This is a genomic window from Kribbella pratensis (assembly GCF_004366075.1).
Classification (GTDB): Bacteria; Actinomycetota; Actinomycetes; order Propionibacteriales; family Kribbellaceae; genus Kribbella; species Kribbella pratensis.
In genome coordinates, this window is record NZ_SODU01000004.1 from 746,425 (window position 1) to 762,525 (window position 16,101).

At 68.5% G+C, this 16,101-nt stretch carries 14 protein-coding genes; 5 read left to right on the forward strand and 9 right to left on the reverse strand.

Annotation, left to right across the window (positions count from 1 at the left end):
• Positions 1 to 3: 3 nt before the first annotated feature.
• The 8 genes from EV137_RS35935 to EV137_RS35970 form a co-directional block, all read right to left on the reverse strand.
• Positions 4 to 1,137 carry an ADP-ribosylglycohydrolase family protein gene (locus EV137_RS35935; RefSeq protein ID WP_134132583.1) on the reverse strand — a complete coding sequence of 378 codons (1,134 nt, stop codon included), beginning with the start codon at positions 1,135 to 1,137 and terminating at the stop codon, positions 4 to 6.
• Positions 1,137 to 2,414: an ABC transporter substrate-binding protein gene (locus EV137_RS35940; RefSeq protein WP_134012826.1), complete on the reverse strand. Its 1,278-nt coding sequence runs from the start codon at positions 2,412 to 2,414 to the stop codon at positions 1,137 to 1,139. Before EV137_RS35940 ends, EV137_RS35935 begins: the two co-directional genes overlap by 1 nt.
• 8 nt (positions 2,415 to 2,422) lie before the next feature.
• The gene (locus tag EV137_RS35945; RefSeq protein WP_133788554.1) at positions 2,423 to 3,256 is read right to left on the reverse strand and encodes a carbohydrate ABC transporter permease; all 834 of its coding nucleotides are present in this window, start codon (positions 3,254 to 3,256) and stop codon (positions 2,423 to 2,425) included.
• Positions 3,253 to 4,173 (reverse strand): carbohydrate ABC transporter permease, encoded by a 921-nt coding sequence (locus tag EV137_RS35950; protein ID WP_134132585.1) that lies wholly within the window; start codon positions 4,171 to 4,173, stop codon positions 3,253 to 3,255. Before EV137_RS35950 ends, EV137_RS35945 begins: the two co-directional genes overlap by 4 nt.
• Positions 4,170 to 5,237 (reverse strand): LacI family DNA-binding transcriptional regulator, encoded by a 1,068-nt coding sequence (locus EV137_RS35955; protein ID WP_134012822.1) that lies wholly within the window; start codon positions 5,235 to 5,237, stop codon positions 4,170 to 4,172. Before EV137_RS35955 ends, EV137_RS35950 begins: the two co-directional genes overlap by 4 nt.
• Positions 5,238 to 5,451: 214 nt before the next feature.
• On the reverse strand, positions 5,452 to 6,402 hold the full coding sequence (locus tag EV137_RS35960; RefSeq protein WP_134132772.1) for a potassium channel family protein: 951 nt from the start codon (positions 6,400 to 6,402) through the stop codon (positions 5,452 to 5,454).
• Positions 6,374 to 7,486 carry a GNAT family N-acetyltransferase gene (locus EV137_RS35965; RefSeq protein WP_134132586.1) on the reverse strand — a complete coding sequence of 371 codons (1,113 nt, stop codon included), beginning with the start codon at positions 7,484 to 7,486 and terminating at the stop codon, positions 6,374 to 6,376. Before EV137_RS35965 ends, EV137_RS35960 begins: the two co-directional genes overlap by 29 nt.
• A gap of 82 nt (positions 7,487 to 7,568) precedes the next feature.
• Positions 7,569 to 7,970, reverse strand: coding sequence for a hypothetical protein (locus EV137_RS35970; RefSeq protein ID WP_238175781.1), 402 nt, complete (start codon positions 7,968 to 7,970; stop codon positions 7,569 to 7,571).
• Between the two features lie 58 nt (positions 7,971 to 8,028).
• Here EV137_RS35970 and EV137_RS35975 point away from each other — a divergent pair, with 58 nt between their 5' ends.
• The 5 genes from EV137_RS35975 to EV137_RS35995 all read left to right on the forward strand — a co-directional run bounded on the left by EV137_RS35975 (position 8,029) and on the right by EV137_RS35995 (position 15,024).
• Positions 8,029 to 8,643 carry a hypothetical protein gene (locus EV137_RS35975; RefSeq protein ID WP_238175782.1) on the forward strand — a complete coding sequence of 205 codons (615 nt, stop codon included), beginning with the start codon at positions 8,029 to 8,031 and terminating at the stop codon, positions 8,641 to 8,643.
• Positions 8,644 to 8,971: 328 nt separating this feature from the next.
• Complete coding sequence (locus EV137_RS35980) at positions 8,972 to 9,709, forward strand: ABC transporter ATP-binding protein (RefSeq protein ID WP_134012814.1); 738 nt, start codon at positions 8,972 to 8,974, stop codon at positions 9,707 to 9,709.
• The gene (locus EV137_RS35985; RefSeq protein ID WP_134132588.1) at positions 9,706 to 12,363 is read left to right on the forward strand and encodes an ABC transporter permease; all 2,658 of its coding nucleotides are present in this window, start codon (positions 9,706 to 9,708) and stop codon (positions 12,361 to 12,363) included. Before EV137_RS35980 ends, EV137_RS35985 begins: the two co-directional genes overlap by 4 nt.
• Positions 12,364 to 12,408: 45 nt before the next feature.
• On the forward strand, positions 12,409 to 13,131 hold the full coding sequence (locus EV137_RS35990; protein ID WP_134132589.1) for a hypothetical protein: 723 nt from the start codon (positions 12,409 to 12,411) through the stop codon (positions 13,129 to 13,131).
• A 114-nt stretch (positions 13,132 to 13,245) separates the two neighbouring features.
• On the forward strand, positions 13,246 to 15,024 hold the full coding sequence (locus EV137_RS35995) for a glycerophosphodiester phosphodiesterase family protein (protein WP_134132591.1): 1,779 nt from the start codon (positions 13,246 to 13,248) through the stop codon (positions 15,022 to 15,024).
• Here EV137_RS35995 and EV137_RS36000 read toward each other — a convergent pair.
• The gene (locus tag EV137_RS36000) at positions 14,978 to 16,078 is read right to left on the reverse strand and encodes a carboxylate-amine ligase (protein WP_134132593.1); all 1,101 of its coding nucleotides are present in this window, start codon (positions 16,076 to 16,078) and stop codon (positions 14,978 to 14,980) included. The genes EV137_RS35995 and EV137_RS36000 overlap by 47 nt on opposite strands.
• Between the last annotated feature and the right edge of the window lie 23 nt (positions 16,079 to 16,101).

A 16,101-nucleotide genomic window follows, 5' to 3' on the forward strand; every position in this document is an offset into this window, starting at 1 on the left:
CATTCAGACCAGCGCGTCCAACGCCGCCGTACGCCGGGCCCATCGCTCGGCGTCGGCCGCTCGGATGTCCTGCACGACCGATGCCATCACCAGACCGGGCTGTACCAGGTCGGTCCTGCTCGCCTCGGCGATCTTGTCCGCCCAGTCCGCCGGTACGCCGTCCCGTCCGCTCAACGCGCCGGTGACCGCGCCGGCCATCGACGCGATCGAGTCCGCGTCGCGTCCGTAGTTCGTGCCGCCCAGCACGGCCCGGCGTACGTCTCCCTCGGAGACGAGCACGAAGCCCAGCGCGACCGGGAGTTCCTCGATCGCCTTCGTACGACTCGGGCGGCGGGCGTCCATCGACAGCTCGCGGTAGTTCGGTCCGACCGTGTCGTACGGCTCGATCGCCTTGCGCAGCACGGGAATCGCCTGTTCCCAATCGGTGATGCCGTCGGCCGCGTCTGCCACGGCCTCGACGGCCCTCCGAGTGCCGTCCTTGGCCAGCCGCAGTGCCGCTTCGACCGCCGACGAAGCCGTTGCCCCCGGCACCATCGCGGCGGCGACGGCGGCCGCGAACACCGCGGCCGCCTCCCGCCCGTAGCTCGACTGGTGCGCACCGGCGACGTCGAGCGCCTCGGCGTACGCACCCTCGGGATCGCCCGCGTTGGCGATCCCGACCGGCGCCATGTACATCGCCGCACCGCAGTTGACGATGTTGCCGACGCCCGCCTCGCGCGGATCGACGTGCCCGTAGTGCAGGCGGGCGACCAGCCACTTCTCGGCCAGGAAGACCCGCTGCAGCAGCAACGCGTCCGCCTCGAGCTCGGGGATCCAACGGGTCCCGTTGATCATCTTCGGAACCAGCGACTCGGCGACCGCGTAGGCGTCCAGGTGCGACCGGCGTTCGTCGTACACCTCGACCAGCGCGTGCGTCATCAAGGTGTCGTCGGTGATGTGCCCGTCGCCCTTGTGGTACGGCGCGATCGGGCGAGCCGTCCGCCAGTCGTCGTACCACGGACCGACGATGCCGGTCACCCAGCCGCCGTGCCGCTCCCGGATCGCCTCCGGGGTCCAGCCCTCGACGGCTCCACCGATCGCGTCACCGACCGCGGAGCCGACGAGAGCGCCGACCGCCTTCTCTTCCAACTGGGTCATCAGTTGTTGACCTGGCCCCATCCGTCGCTCAGTTTCTTGCCCAGCGCCGCGGCGTCGGTCTTGTTCGCCAGGTACTGCTGGAACGCCGGCGTCGCGATCTGGTCCTTCCACTGCGGGTAGTTCTCCACGCTCTGGAACGGCGCCTTGGTCAGCTCGGCGCCGCTGGCCAGGATCTGCTGCCAGCCGTTCTTGCCGCCGGTTGCCTTCAGGACCGCGTCCCGGGCCGCCTGCGTGGTCGGGATCAGCCAGTCGCCCTGACCGACCGCGGCCAGGTTCTCGGCCTTCATGAAGTAGTCGATGAACTTCGCCGACTGCTCGATGTGCTTGCCCTCGGCCGGCGCGGACAGCGTCTGCGGGTTCGCGGCCTGCTTGCTGCTCGTGCCCTTCAGCGGCGGCAGCACCTCCCACTGGAAGGTCTTCGGCGCCTCCTCGAGGATCTGCTGCGCGACGTAGTTGCCGGCCACAACCATCCCGTACTTGCCGGCGTAGAACCCGGGCAGTACGTCGGAACCGCTCTGCGTCAGCGAGGTCGGGTCGATCGACTTGTCGTCGTACGCCATCGCGTGGATCCGCTTCGGCACCTCGAGCTCGGCGTCCCCGATCGTCGCCTTCGCGTCCTTGCCGGAGCCGTCGAAGAACTTCGCGTCGAAGTTCAGGCCGAGGTTCAGCATCGTCGCGGTCGGGCTCTTCAGGCCCCAGCCGAGACCGTACTTGCCGCCCGCGGTGAGCTTCTTCGCGTCGGCGGCCAGGTCGTCCCAGCTCAGCGAGTCACCGGTCGCCGTGATCCCGGCCGCCTTGAGCGCCGCCGAGTTCGCGAACACGACGTACGACTGCAGCAGGGTCGGGGCGGCGTACACCTTGCCGTCCTTGGAGACCGTGTCCCAGACACCCTGCGAGACGGCGTCCTTGGTCTCCTGGCTCAGGTACGGCGAGAGGTCCGCGAGGTAGCCCTGGTTGATGAAACCGGTGATGTCGGCGGACTCGTCGTGGATGATGTCCGGCGCGGTCCCGCCCTGGAACTGGGTGACCAGCTGGTCGTGCACCGAGTCCCAGCTGCCCTGGACGTACTCGACCTGGATGTTCGGGTTGGCGGCGTTCCAGTCCGCGACGATCTTCTTCGTCGCGGCGACCGTCGTCTTCTGGAAGGCGAGGCTCTGGAACTTGAGCGTCACCTTCTCGTCCGAGGAGCCCGAACCGCCGTCGTCGCTGTTGCCCCCGCACGCGGCGAGCGTCACCAGCGCTCCCGCCGCGAGCAACGCGGTCAATACCTTCTTCATTACCTCTCCTAACCTTTGACTGCGCCGCTCAGCAGGCCGGAGGTCAACCTCCGCTGCAAGAAGGCGAAGAACACCAGACTGGGGACTGTGGCCAGCACGGAGGCGGCGGCGAGCGGGCCGAACTGCACCTGACCTTCCGCGCCCACGAAGCGGGCCAGGACCAGCGGAAGGGTCTTGAGTTGGGGGTCCTGCAACAGGACCAGGGCGAAGAAGAACTCGTTCCACGCCGAGATGAAGGTGAACATCGCGGTCGCGATCAGCCCCGGCCGGAGCAACGGCATCACGATCGAGACGATCGTCCGGATCCGCCCGGCGCCGTCGACGGAGGCTGCTTCCTCCAGTTCGCGCGGCACCGCGGCGACGTACCCCTGCAGCATCCACAGGGCGAACGGCAGCGACCAGACCATGTAGACGATCACGACGCCGGGGATCGTGTTCGTCAGGTGCAGCGGACGCAGGATCATGAACAGCGGGATCACGATCAGGATCACCGGGAACACCTGGCTGACCAGGATCCAGCCGTTCGTCAGCGGCCGCAGCCGGCTACGGAAACGGGCCAGTGCGTACGACACGGGAAGCGCGACGATCAGCACCAGGATCGTGCTGTAGACGGAGATCTGCAGGCTGTTGCCGAGGCCGCGAACCAGGCCCTGTTCGTTCAGCGCGTCGCTGTAGTTGGACAGGTCGAAGTGCTTCGGCAGCAGGCTCGGCGTGATGCTTGCGAACTCCTGCGGCGACTTCAGTGAACTGGAGATCAGCCAGAGCAGCGGGAAGCCGAGGAACACCAGGTAGCAGACGACGGCGACGTACTGCAGAGCGCGAATTCCGGGACGAGTTCTCATGCCTCGCTCCGCAGCCGGTTCCGCAGGTAGAAGAACAGGAACGCGATGATGATGACCACCATCACGTCACCCATCGCCGCGGCCATCCCGAATCGGCCGTAGCGGAACGCCTCGTTGTAGGCGAACAGCATCGGCAGCATCGTCTTGCCGCCCGGACCGCCGGCGGTCAGTACGTAGACCAGGCCGAACGAGTTGAAGTTCCAGATCATGTCCAGGCTGGTGATCGCGACGATCACGGTCCGCAGCTGCGGGAGCGTGATGTTCCAGAACTGGCTCCAGGTGCTCGCGCCGTCGACCGCGGCCGCCTCGTAGAGGGTGCGGTCGATCCCCTGCAGGCCGGCCAGCAGGGTGATCGTCGTCATCGGCATGCCGACCCAGATCCCCACCACGATCACGGCCGGCAGCGCCGTACCGAAGTCGCCGAGGAAGTTGATCGGGTGATCGGTGAGGTGCAGCTTCTGCAGGAGCTCGTTGACCGGCCCGTTGGTCGGATGCAGCAGCAGGCGCCACATGATCGCGACGACCACCGGCGGCATCGCCCACGGGATCAGGGCGAGGGTGCGCGCGACGCCGCGGAACTTGAGGTTCGTGTTCAGCAGCAGCGCGAGGCCGAGTGCGGCGACGAACTGCAGGACCGTCACCGACAGGGTCCAGATCACGCCGATCCGGAACGAGTCCCAGAACAGGTGGTTCTGCAGGAGTTTGCCGAAGTTGTCGAAGCCGACGAAGTTGGTCTCGACGTGCAGCCCGGCACGGGCGTCGGTGAAGCCGAGCGCGATCCCGCGGATCAGCGGGTAGACGCTCAGGATCAGCACCGGCAGCAGCGCAGGCAGGAACAGCAGGATCGCCTCGCGATTCTGCCTCGGCCGCCCACCTTTCTTCTTCACCGGCGCCGGCGCGGTCAACGTGGCCGTCACGGGGTCGACCTCCTGATGCTCAGGGACGGCTGTACGACGATTCGTCGCGGGGTCCGGTCGTTGTCCTCGATCCTTGCCAAGAGCAACTCGGCTGCCCGGCGACCGCGTTCCGCCGATCCCAGGTTCACGCTGGTCAACGGCGGGAAGCTCTGCTCGGCCAATTCGCTGTCGTCCATCCCTACGACCGCGACGTCGGCGGGCACCTCCAGCCCCGCCGCAGCCAACTCATGCATCACGCCCACCGCGAGCAGATCGTTCGCGCAGATGACGGCATCGAACGCCCCGCCCGTCGGGCGGATGGTGGTAGGAGCGGGCTCGTCACCACCTCGCCGCCGGTGGGACCGGCTGCCGGCCAGCCCGCCGGCGGCCAGCAGGTCGGGAGCGGCCGCACGTCCTGCGGCGAAAGTGAAGTCTGTTGCCTCGGCGACAGCGGCGGGCTGGAGCTCGTGTGCTTTGAGCGCTTCGGCGAAACCCTTGGACCGGGCGGCGCCCGGGACCGTGTCGGCCGGGCCGTTCAGGAACGCGATGCGTCGGCGGCCTTTCGCGACCAGGTGGTCGACGGCGAGCAGCATGCCCTTGGGCGAGTTGGCCCGGACGGTGTCGACGCCTGCTTTGGCGGGGACGTTACCGGCGACGACCACCGGCACCTCGCACTCGCGGATCGACTTGACCAGGTCCTCGTCGACGCGGATCGGGCTGATCAGCAAGCCGTCGGCGTACCCGCGCGCCATCCCCCGAACCAGCGCGACCTCGTCCACCACGTCCGGCCCGGTCGTCGTCACCACGAGCCGGTAACCGGCCGCGGAGACAACCTCCTCGACCGCCCGCATCATCGTCACGTACACCGGGTTGCCGACGTCCGCGACCGCCAGCGTCAGCTGGAACGTCCGCCCGACCTTCAGCGACCGCGCCCGCGCGTCCGGCACGTAGCCGAGCTCGTCGACCGCCCGCTGGACCCGCTCGACCATCTCCTCGGTGGCCGGCAGCCCGTTCAGCACGCGCGACACCGACGCCACCGAGACCCCGGCCGCCCGGGCCACCCCAGCGATCGTCGGACGACTCACGCCGACCTCCTGTAATCGTTCTTGTAATCGTTTACAGACCAGACATTAAACCGCAACCCAAACCCCGTCAACACCGCACCACCCCGGCAACCCTCGCCGCAATCACACCGTGACCCACAGCTCAACTTTGAGAAGCCACCAACCATCTCCGGAGCTCCGAAATGGTTGGTGGCTTCTCAAAGTCGGGACCGCGCGGCGCGGGGGGCCGGGGGTTCTACTCGTCGTCCTCGTCGGCGCCGGGGCGTTCGGCCCAGGGGGTTTCCTTGGCGGGGCGCACGACGATGAGTTTGTCGCCGGCGGCCAGCACCGAGACGTTCGAGTCGTAGTAGCGGTGCACCTTGCCGTCGCGGACCACCGACACGACCCGGTCGGGTACGGCGGACGGCGGCTTGCCGACCTCGCGGCCGAGGACCGGGCGCTCGGCGACCTCGAGACCCTCGCCGTACGTGAGCAGGTCCTCCATCACCTCGCCGAGGTTCGGGCTGACCGAGGTCAGGCCGAGCAGCCGGCCGACCGCCTCGGACGAGGTGACGACCGCGTCCGCGCCGCTCTGCCGCAGCAGCGGCACGTTGTCCTCCTCGCGGACCGCGACCACGACGTGCGCGTTCGGGTTCAGCTGCCGCACCGCCAGCGTCACCAGGACGGCCGAGTCGTCCCGATCGGTCGTCACGATCACCTCGCGCGCGGTCATCACCTCGGCGCGGCGCAGTACCGTCCGGTTCGTCGCGTCACCGTGGAAGGCGGCCATCTGATCGTTGCCCGCGTCACCGATCGCGGTGGCCCGCGGGTCGATCACCACGATCTGGTCGCGCTTCACCCCGTTGCTGATCAGGGTCTGTACGGCGGCGCGGCCCTTGGTGCCGTAGCCGACGACGATGGTGTGGTCCTTCATCCGTTTCCTCCAGCGCGTGTCGCGCATGATCCGGCGACCCTCGTTGGCCAGCACTTCCAGTGTCGTACCGACCAGAACCACCAGGAACGCGATCCGCAGCGGAGTGACGATGAAGGCGTTCACCAGCCGGGCAATGGGCGTCACCGGCGTGATGTCGCCGTACCCGGTCGTGGTGAGCGTGACGGTTGCGTAGTAGATGCTGTCGATCAGCCCGACTTTGCCGTCGTAGCTGTCCCGGTATCCGTCACGGTCGACCACCACGATCAGCACCATCAGGGTCAGCAGCCCCAGCGCGACCAGAAATCGGCTGAAGAGCTGAAAGAGCGGCGAGCGCGTGCTCGCGGGCAGGTTGACCAGCAGACCGTGCGGATTGCGACCGGTGGGAAGGGGTGGCACGGTTCAGACGATATTCCACCGGCGGCCGATCCACCGCATGCGACAGGCTCCGGTCGGTCAGTGCGACACTCACCATCAGACTGTCGCCGTCCCGAACCACCCGGGACCGCATCCGCAGCCGCTCGAGGGTGCGGAGCATCGCGTGGTTCTCCGGCTGCACCATGCAGACCACCCGGTCGGCGCCGAGCGCGCGGGCCTCGCCCACCACCTGGCGCAGCAGCCGCAGCCCGAGGCCCTGTCCCTGCCAGCCGTCCTCGACGAGTACGGCGACCTCCATCGTCGTACTGCCCAGCTCCTCCCACGGCGCCGCCGTCGCCATCCCGATCACGGCATCGTCGACGCAGGCGACGATCGACACGCCGCCGGCCGGCGCGGACAGGTGCCGCGCGGTGCGGGCGGTGAGCTTCGGCATCGGCACGTGGTACCGCCGGGTGCGGCTCTCGTACGAGCACCGGTCGTGCATCGCGACGACGGCGTCGGCGTCCTCGACGGTCGCGGTCCGCAGCTCGGGTACGCCGCCGCTCCCGGGCCGCGGGCCCTCCGGCGTATCGAACCGCTCGGCCAGCCGGCCCGCGATCTCGACCAGCACGTCCGCGCGGGCCCATTCGGCCGGCGTGTACTCGTCGAACCCCTGCAGGTTCCCCAGCTCGTCGTCGACCGACACCGGGTCGTCGATCAGCCGCAGTACGGCGCGCAGGTACCGCGCCGGCGCGTCATGGAGTACGTCGGCCTGGCACGGGCGGACCGTCGTACGGCCACAGCCGGCCTCGGCGACCAGCGTCTTCAGGTCGTCGGCGGTCCAGCCGATGCCGGTGGAGACGACCAGCTCGTCGACCGCACCGGTCTCGGAGGTGAAGACCTCCAGGTGAAGGATGTTGATGTCGTCCGCACCACACCGTGCAGCGAGTTCGGCCAGCGCACCGGGCCGGTCGGCGAGTTCGGTCCTGATCTTCCAGAGCATGCGGACGCCCTCCCTCGTGGAAACGTCCTTCCACTGTGCGCCCCACCTGTTGCCCGGCCGGGTCCGGAATGTTACGCCCGCGTCAACGTTTCCGGCGGATCTTGGGGAGGATCGTCTGCTTGTGTGCCGCCAGGACGGCGGCTGATTCGCGCTTGTCGAGGTCCGCGTGCCGCAGCAGCTCGGGATAGCTGCTCTGCGGTACGACGGGGTACGTCGTCACGATCGCGTCGCCGGAGAACACGAAGAAGATCGCTTGACCGTCCTTGATCACCTTCAGCAGGGACCCCTCCCGCACGGTGAGAGCGTGCTCGACGGCCTTCCGGCGTGCGGTCCGCTTGGCCCACGCGGCCTGGACCGCCTGCTGCGCGGGCTCCCGACCGTGCCGCACCGCCTCGACGACGAGCGGCCCGTACCGCACGCCGTACTTCACCAAGTTCTTCGCCAGCTTGCTGCTCTTGCCCGCACCAGCCGCTCCACCCGCCATACGTCGAGCGTACTGACCGGAGCGGGTCGGCATGCGGAGGTTCGTGCGGTCAGGCACCATGGAGGCCGTGAGTACCCCGAATCCGCGCCGGCCGATCCTGCCCGGGAACAAGCTGTTCGAGTCGCTGCCCGGTGCCGCCGATCCGGCGACCGTGACCGAGGCCGCGCACCGGACCGCCGAGCTGCTGGTCCGCGGGGTGCGCAAGTCCGAGGACACCGAGGTGCACGCCCGGGTGGTGAAACTCGCCGACGAGTACGGCCTCGACGAGCTCGCCGAACTGTGGTCCGACTCCCCCGCCGACTCGCTGCCCGGGGCGCTCTGGCGGCTGTACGTCCTGCGCTCCTGGGTGCACTCGAACGCCGAGGCCGTGTCCCGCGAGTTCGCCGGCGGCCGCAAGTACGCCGAGGTGCACGCGGTCGTCGCAGGTGTCGCCGAGCCACCCGGTCCGGCCGAGGTGCGGGACATGGTCGACGCCGTACTGCGGGGTGTCGCGACCGGTGATTTCGCGACCACCCTGGACCGGGCGGCCGCGTTCGCGCGGATCGTGGCGACCGGGCGGGCGCACCTCGCCGACGACGGCCACGAGCAGGTGCTGTCGGCGTCGAAACTGGTCGAGACGGCTGATCAGCTGCAGACCGCGGCCCGCGCCGAACGCGCCGGAAGCCTGTGGTAGTTGCGTCGGGCGTCAGGCGGTGTTATAGCATCTCGCGGCCTGGAATCCCAACAGGACAAGGGGTTTGGGCACCCGCTACACTGTTCGAGGTGTCGGGCCGGTGCAAGCCCCGGGTCCCAAATTAAGCCGCTACGAGCGGCCACGCGCCGTGAGGCGCTTCCCGGTCCGGCACCCTTCGACTCCCCGCCTCGCCGCCACTGAAGCTGTGCAGTTCAGGGTCAGGCCCGGGAAAACCCCCTATCGATCCAGCCCGAAGACGAGCAGACTCGGTGGAAGTTGTTGACCGGTCTGCTGGGGGGCCGCTGATCAGCCAGGGAGGGCGATCGGCATGGAGGGGACAGACTCAGTTGTGCACGCGAAGGGTGTTGTGCGTGTGTACGGCGAAGGTGACACCGCTGTCCGTGCGCTGCACGGAGTGGACGTGGAGATCGAATCCGGGCAGCTGACGGCCGTGATGGGGCCGTCGGGGTCGGGGAAATCGACGCTGATGCACATCCTGGCCGGTCTGGACCGGCCGACGTCAGGCTCGGTGACGATCGACGGTATCGAGATCACGACGCTGGGCGACGACGCACTGACGAAGCTCCGTCGTCAGCACATCGGCTTCATCTTCCAGTTCTTCAACCTGCTGCCGATGCTCAGCGCGCGGGACAACATCCTGCTGCCGCTGACGATCGCCGGCGAGAAGGCGGATCCGGAGTTCTTCGACACGCTGGTGGAGCGGGTCGGTCTCGCCGATCGTCTCGCGCACCGGCCGGCCGAGCTGTCCGGCGGTCAGCAGCAGCGGGTCGCGATCGCGCGAGCCCTGGTGTCGCGTCCGACCGTGGTCTTCGCCGACGAACCCACCGGCAATCTCGACTCCCGGACCAGCGGCGAGATCCTCGACCTGATGCGGTCCTCGGTCGAGACGTACGGGCAGACGACGGTGATGGTGACGCACGACGCCAAGGCGGCCGCGATGGCCGACCGGGTGCTGTACCTGGCCGACGGCGAGATCGTGAAGGAGACCGGGCGGTCCAGCCAGCACGAGATCCTGCAGATCATCGACACGCTGGACCTGCAGTGATCAGGTTCGCGCTGCAAGGACTGCTCGCTCGCAAGCTACGGACGGCGCTGACCGCGATCGGCATCGTTCTCGGTGTCTCGCTGATCTCCGGCACCTACGTCCTGACCGACTCGATCTCCAGCGCGTTCGACTCGATCTTCAGCCAGAACTACAAGAACACCGACGCCGCGATCACCGGCAAGTCCGCGTTCGACCTGTCCGACGACGGGACCCAGCAGGCGCCGCCGTTCCAGGCCGACCTGCTGCAGAAGGTCCGCGACCTTCCGGAGGTCGGCGCCGCCGGCGGAGCCGTGAACGGCGAGGCCCAACTGATCGGCAAGGACGGCAAGGCGATCGTCTTCGGCGGCGCACCGAACCTCGGTTTCAGCGTCGATCCGTCGCTGCCGCAGTTCAACTCGCTCACCCTGGTCAAGGGCGGCTGGCCCGGAGCCGGCGAAGTGGTCATCGACACGAAAACCGCCGCGGAGAAGGGCTTCCAGGCCGGCGACACGATCGGCGTCCAGGCCCGCGGCGCGGTGCGGCCGATGCGGGTCTCCGGACTGGTCAGCTTCGGGGCGGTCTCGTCCATCGGCGGCGCGACCCTGGCCGGCTTCGACCTCGGTACGGCGCAGCGGCTGTTCGACAAGACCGGGAAACTCGACCAGATCCTGATCTCCGCCAAGAAGGGGGTCGACCGGCCGCAGCTGCTCGCCGCGGTCCAGAAGGTCCTGCCGCCCGCGACGCAGGTCCGCAGTGCGGAGGACCAGGCCGCCGAGGACGCCGCCGGGACGAGCGAGTTCCTGAGCTTCCTGCAGACGTTCCTGCTGGTGTTCGGCGGGATCGCGTTGTTCGTCGGATCGTTCGTGATCGCCAACTCGCTGTCGATCACGATCGCCCAGCGCACCCGCGAGTTCGCGACGCTGCGGACCCTCGGCGCCGCGCGCAAGCAGATCCTCGGCACGGTCGTGCTCGAGGCGCTGGTGACCGGCATCGTCTCGGCCGTCGCCGGGTTGTTCCTCGGACTCGCGATCGCGACCGGGCTGTTCAAGCTGTTCGACGCGATCGGATTCACCCTGCCGAACAACGGCCTGGTGTTCCGGACGCGGACGGTCGTCGTCGCTCTCATCGTCGGCGTGGTCGTGACCGTGCTGGCGAGTCTGCGGCCGGCCATGCGAGCCACGCGCGTACCGCCGATCGCCGCCGTACGGGAAGGCGCGGCGCTGCCACCTGGACGGTTCCACAAGTATCGGTCCGCGGGTGCCGTGGCAGTGGCCGTGGTGGGAATCGGGACGATCCTCGCCGGGCTGTTCGTCGACGGTCTGGCGACCAGGACGCTGCTCATCCTGCTCGGCCTCGGCGTCCTGCTGCTGTTCGTCGGTATCGCGGCGTTCTCGGCGCGGCTCGTCCGGCCGATGGCCGCCGTGTCGGATCCGGTGGCGCGCTGGTCGGTCGTCGTACTGACCGCCATCGCCTGGCCGTTCATCCTGTTGCCGCTCTGGCTGATCCGCCGGCTGTTCGGGCGGCCGGCCGAGTTCCCCGGCGTACTCCCCGACGGCCCCGCGGTCACGCTCGGTGGTCAGAACAGCCGGCGCGACCCACGCCGTACGGCGTCGACCGCCGCGGCGCTGATGATCGGGCTCGCACTGGTCACGCTCGTCGCGACCCTCGGCGCGGGGATCATCAAGCCGTTCGAGGACGCGGTCGACAAGATCTCCAGCTCCGACTACGCGCTCACCGCGCAGAACAACTTCAGCCCGTTGCCGCCGACAGTGGCCGCCGCGGCGGCGAAGATACCGTCGGTCACCGAACTGACCAGCGTTCGCGCCGGCCAGGCGCGGGCGTTCGACAAGACGATCTCGGTCACCGCGATCGACGAGACGGCGCCCAAGCTGCTGCGGTTCGACTGGCGCTCCGGCTCCCAGGCGTCGCTGTCCGAACTGGCGGCGAACGGCGCGATCGTCGACTCCGGCTATGCGGACGAGCACTCCCTCGTCCTCGGGTCGACGTTCCAGCTGCAGACGGTGACCGGGAAGCTGCTGCAGCTCACGGTGCGTGGCATCTTCAAGCCGCCGGCGGGTGGGTCGCCGTTCGGCAACGTCACGATCTCCACCGGCACCTTCGACTCCACGACCACCCAGCCGCAGAACATCTACAGCTTCCTGAACATCGAAGGCGGAGTGACGCCGGCGAACACCGCCACACTGAACGCCGCCCTGGCCTCGTTCCCGAACGCCAAGGCCGTGACCATCGAGCAGTTCAAGGACAATCAGACCGACGGCATCAAGAGCTTGCTGAACGTGCTCTACGTGTTGCTGGCGCTGTCTGTCCTGGTGAGCCTGTTCGGCATCGTGAACACCCTGGTCCTGACCGTCTTCGAGCGAACTCGCGAACTCGGCATGCTGCGCGCGATCGGCCTGACCCGCGGGCAGGTGAAACGGATGATCCGCCAGGAGTCCGTGATGACGGCGCTGATCGGCGCGGTGATCGGAATCGTCCTCGGTCTGGTGCTCGCGTCACTGCTGGCCGCACGGCTGGACGAGATCAGCTTCACCGTCCCGGTCGGCCAGCTGGTCGCGTTCGCCGTCGTCTCGGTCGTCGTCGGCATCGTCGCCGCCATCTGGCCGGCCCGGCGCGCGGCAAAGCTGGACCCACTCGAGGCGCTGCAGTACGAGTAGTTCTACCGACGATCCCGAACCTGTGCACTGCTAGCGTCGCCGGCTGTGAAGCGAATCGCCGCCCTGTCACTCATCGTGATCCTGGCCGGATGTTCGACCGTCGAGTCCAAGGACATCCGGACCAGCGGGATCACCGCCAACTACGTCGTCTCGCTGCCCGAAACGGCCGACGCGGCCAGCGTGAGCGCGTCGTACCGGGTCGGCACGCTCACCTTCGTGGAGCTCGGCGAGGGTGAGTCGGTCACGGCGTCCGGCGGCGGCAAGGACGTCACGCTCAAGCATCACCGCTCCGCCGGGGTCACCGACTACGGCGGCCAGCTGGACGGCGTGGTCGACGCGGGGACCGAGATCACGTTCAACCTCACCCGCGGGAAGGACGACGACTCCGCACCGCGGTCGACGGTGAAGCTGCCCGAACGCGTGCGGCTCACCGCTCCTCTGGCCGGTACGACGTACTCGCGTCGCGCCACGATCCCGGTCCGCTTCGACAGCCGGCCCTCCGAGCAGCTGTCCATCCTCACCTGGGCCGGAGAATGCATCCAGACCGGCAGCCTGGAACTGGAGCCCGGCCGTACGTCGGCCGGCATCCCCGCCGGCTCGATCCGTCCCTCCACGGAAACGCCGACACCCGGCGTCAAGCCGGCCACAACGTGCCCGGTCGACGTCACACTGACCCGCCGTACCGAGGGCACGCTGGACGAAGCTTTCAAGGGCGGCCACATCACCGCGGAGTCCCAGTCCGTACGGCGGATCACCTCCGCACCGTAGCCGTCTGGTAACCGGTGGTCCGCTTGGTGGCTACCTTTGCGAGGACGTGGGTATGCCTGTGCACGACAGCCTCGGGCTGTGTCCGCCCATAACCCCTCCGGAAGGACCCCCCTCATGCGCCGCCTTCCCCGCGCACTGCTCCCGTGCGCGCTGATCGCCGGACTACTGCTTCCGGCCGCTCCGGCCGCCGCTACGCGCGGTGACTTCGACATCCAGGCCCACCGCGGTGGTCTCGGCCTGACCGTGGAGAGCACGATCGCGTCGTTCTCGCACGGTCTCGAGCTCGGCGTCAGCACGCTGGAGCTCGACGTGCAGATCACCCAGGACGGGTACGCCGTGGTGACCCACGACCGCAAGGTCGCGGGCAGCAAGTGCCGCGACACCGCGCCGTACATCCCGGGCGACCCGGAGTACCCGTACGTCGGCAAGTTCATCAACACGCTGTCGCTGAACCAGGTGAAGCAGCTCGACTGCGGCTCGCAGACGCTGCCGAACTTCCCCGGCCAGCAACCCGACCCGGGTGCCCGGATGCCCGAGCTGCGGGACGTCTTCGCGCTCGTGCACCGTTTCCACGCGTACGGCGTGAAGCTGAACGTCGAGACCAAGGTCGAGGCGGGTGCGCCGTCGGAGACCGCGCCGCGCGAGCAGTTCGTCCAGGTGGTCGCCCAGGAGATCCGTAAGGCGGACATCGCCCGGCAGGTGACGATCCAGAGCTTCGACTGGGGTTCGCTGATGCGGATGCGCCAGGTGATGCCGCAGCTGCCGCTGGTCGCGCTGACGAACTACGACTTCCTGCAGGTCGGCCAGCCGGGCAAGTCGCCGTGGCTGGGCGGTATCGACATCGACGACTTCGGCGGTGACCTGGTCAAGGCGACCAAGTCGTTCGGCGCGTCCGCGATCTCGCCGGTGCACGGTTTCCCGCAGGACGGGAAGGTCACCGACCCGACGTACCAGCCGTATGTCACCGCCGAGATGGTGAAGTCGGCGCACGCGGCAGGGATGAAGGTCATCCCGTGGACCGTGGACGACCCGGCGACGATGCAGTCGCTGATCGACAAGGGCGTCGACGGGATCATCAGCGACTACCCGGACCGGGTGCGGGACGTCGCCCGGGCCAATCACTTCAAGCTCCCGAAGTCGTACGACGCTCCAGCGGTCCGGGCGCTCCCGTCGGCGCACGCGCACAACGACTACGACCACCGGCGGCCGCTGCAGGACGCGCTGGACCGTGGGTTCAACAGCGTCGAGGCGGACGTGTGGCTGATCGACGGTGAACTCCGCGTCGCGCACGATCTGGAGGACGCGAAGCCCGGCCGCACCCTGGAGAGCCTGTACCTGAAGCCGCTGGCGGACCGGGTCCGCGAGAACCACGGTCAGGTGTACAAGCGCGGTGGCGGGTTCCAGTTGCTGATCGACATCAAGAGCGACGGACCGTCGACGTACGCCGCGGTCGACAAGGCGCTGGCGAAGTACCGCGGGCTCAGCACGATCTTCGTCGACGGACGGGTGTTCACGGGCGCTGTCACTTCGGTCATCAGCGGCAACCGCCCGCTGGACGACATGTTGGCGCAGAAGATCCGGTACGCCGGGTACGACGGACGCCTCGCCGACCTGCAGTCCGGGATGCCGGCGTCCTTGATGCCGCTCGTCAGCGACAACTGGACGAACGTGTTCACCTGGCAGGGCGTCGGGCCGATGCCCGAGAACGAGAAGACCAAGCTGCACGACATCGTGGTCACGGCCCACCACGCCGGCTACAAGGTCCGCTTCTGGGCCACCCCCGACGTACCGGGCGCCGCTCGTGAGGCCCTGTGGCGCGAGCTCGTCGCCGCCGGCGTCGACTACATCAACACCGACGACCTGCACGGCCTCGAGGACTTCCTTCGAGGCTAGGCGGTCTGACCTCCGTGAGGGCGACCAGGTCGTCGCCCTTACGGAACGCCTTCCGCTGTTTGATCGCACCGTTGCCCTCACGCAGCGACCGTTCGACGCCGTCGCGCACCAGCTCGACCGCGTCGAGCATCTGCAACGCAGGCTCGACGTGCAGCAGCAGCTTCTCGATCACCTGGGCCATCGGCATCGCCTCCGCGCTCAGGACGTCGAGGCCCTGCGCAGTGAGGCCGCCCCGAGCAGCCAGCCAGTACGCGGCCCGCAGGACCTCCGGCTCGAGCGTCGGGCCTCTCGTGCCGTCCTCCAGCGCAGTCAGAACGATCGCGCGGACCAGGGTCGCGATCAGCACCGTCTCGTCCACCGTGAGCGGGATGTCGCTGACGCGGACCTCCACCGTCGGCAGGTGCGACGACGGCCGGATGTCCCAGTAGACCATCTTCTCGTCGATCAACGTGCCGGCCGCCATGTGCATGGCGACCAGGGCGTCGTAGTGCTCGGCCGACTCCAGGTACGGCGGCGGACCGGCGCTCGGCCACCGCGTCGTCATCAGCCATCGCCAGCTGGCGAATCCGGTGTCCTGACCGAGGTAGATCGGTGAGTTGGCACTGAGAGCGAGCAGAACCGGCAGCCACGGCCGCAGGTGGTTGCTGACCTTGGTGGCAGCCTCCTTGTCCGGCACGCCTACGTGGACGTGGCAACCGCAGACGCCTTGCTCTCGCGCCAGCAGCCCCCACTCGCGGACCAGCGCCTGGTACCGCGGCTTCCTCGTGATCAACTGCGCGGCCCGTCCGTGCGGCGGGACTGCGATCGCCAGCAGCCGAGCGCCTTCCTCTGCGGCCGCGGAGGCCAGATGGGAGCGCATCCGGAGCAGATGACCGCGGAGCTCGTCAGCCGTCGTACAGACCGGCGTGTTGATCTCCACCATCGCTCTGGTCAGCTCCAGCGCAACGTCGAGCTCTCCGGCGTCCTCCACCACAGCTTTGCTCCGTGGCAGGGGGTCACCGGTCGCGGACACCAGGAGTAGTTCTTCCTCTACTCCGACAGAGGGTAGCTTCACCCTGAACCGGTACCCGACCGCTA

Excerpts from the sequence above, each read along its gene's own strand:
- EV137_RS35935 (WP_134132583.1), bottom strand. The coding sequence starts at position 1,137 with ATGACCCAGTTGGAAGAGAAGGCGGTCGGCGCTCTCGTCGGCTCCGCG.
- EV137_RS35940 (WP_134012826.1), bottom strand. The coding sequence starts at position 2,414 with ATGAAGAAGGTATTGACCGCGTTGCTCGCGGCGGGAGCGCTGGTGACG.
- EV137_RS35945 (WP_133788554.1), bottom strand. The coding sequence starts at position 3,256 with ATGAGAACTCGTCCCGGAATTCGCGCTCTGCAGTACGTCGCCGTCGTC.
- EV137_RS35960 (WP_134132772.1), bottom strand. The coding sequence starts at position 6,402 with ATGGTGCTGATCGTGGTGGTCGACCGTGACGGATACCGGGACAGCTAC.
- EV137_RS35965 (WP_134132586.1), bottom strand. The coding sequence starts at position 7,486 with ATGCTCTGGAAGATCAGGACCGAACTCGCCGACCGGCCCGGTGCGCTG.
- EV137_RS35970 (WP_238175781.1), bottom strand. The coding sequence starts at position 7,970 with ATGGCGGGTGGAGCGGCTGGTGCGGGCAAGAGCAGCAAGCTGGCGAAG.
- EV137_RS35975 (WP_238175782.1), top strand. The coding sequence starts at position 8,029 with ATGGAGGCCGTGAGTACCCCGAATCCGCGCCGGCCGATCCTGCCCGGG.
- EV137_RS35980 (WP_134012814.1), top strand. The coding sequence starts at position 8,972 with ATGGAGGGGACAGACTCAGTTGTGCACGCGAAGGGTGTTGTGCGTGTG.
- EV137_RS35995 (WP_134132591.1), top strand. The coding sequence starts at position 13,246 with ATGCGCCGCCTTCCCCGCGCACTGCTCCCGTGCGCGCTGATCGCCGGA.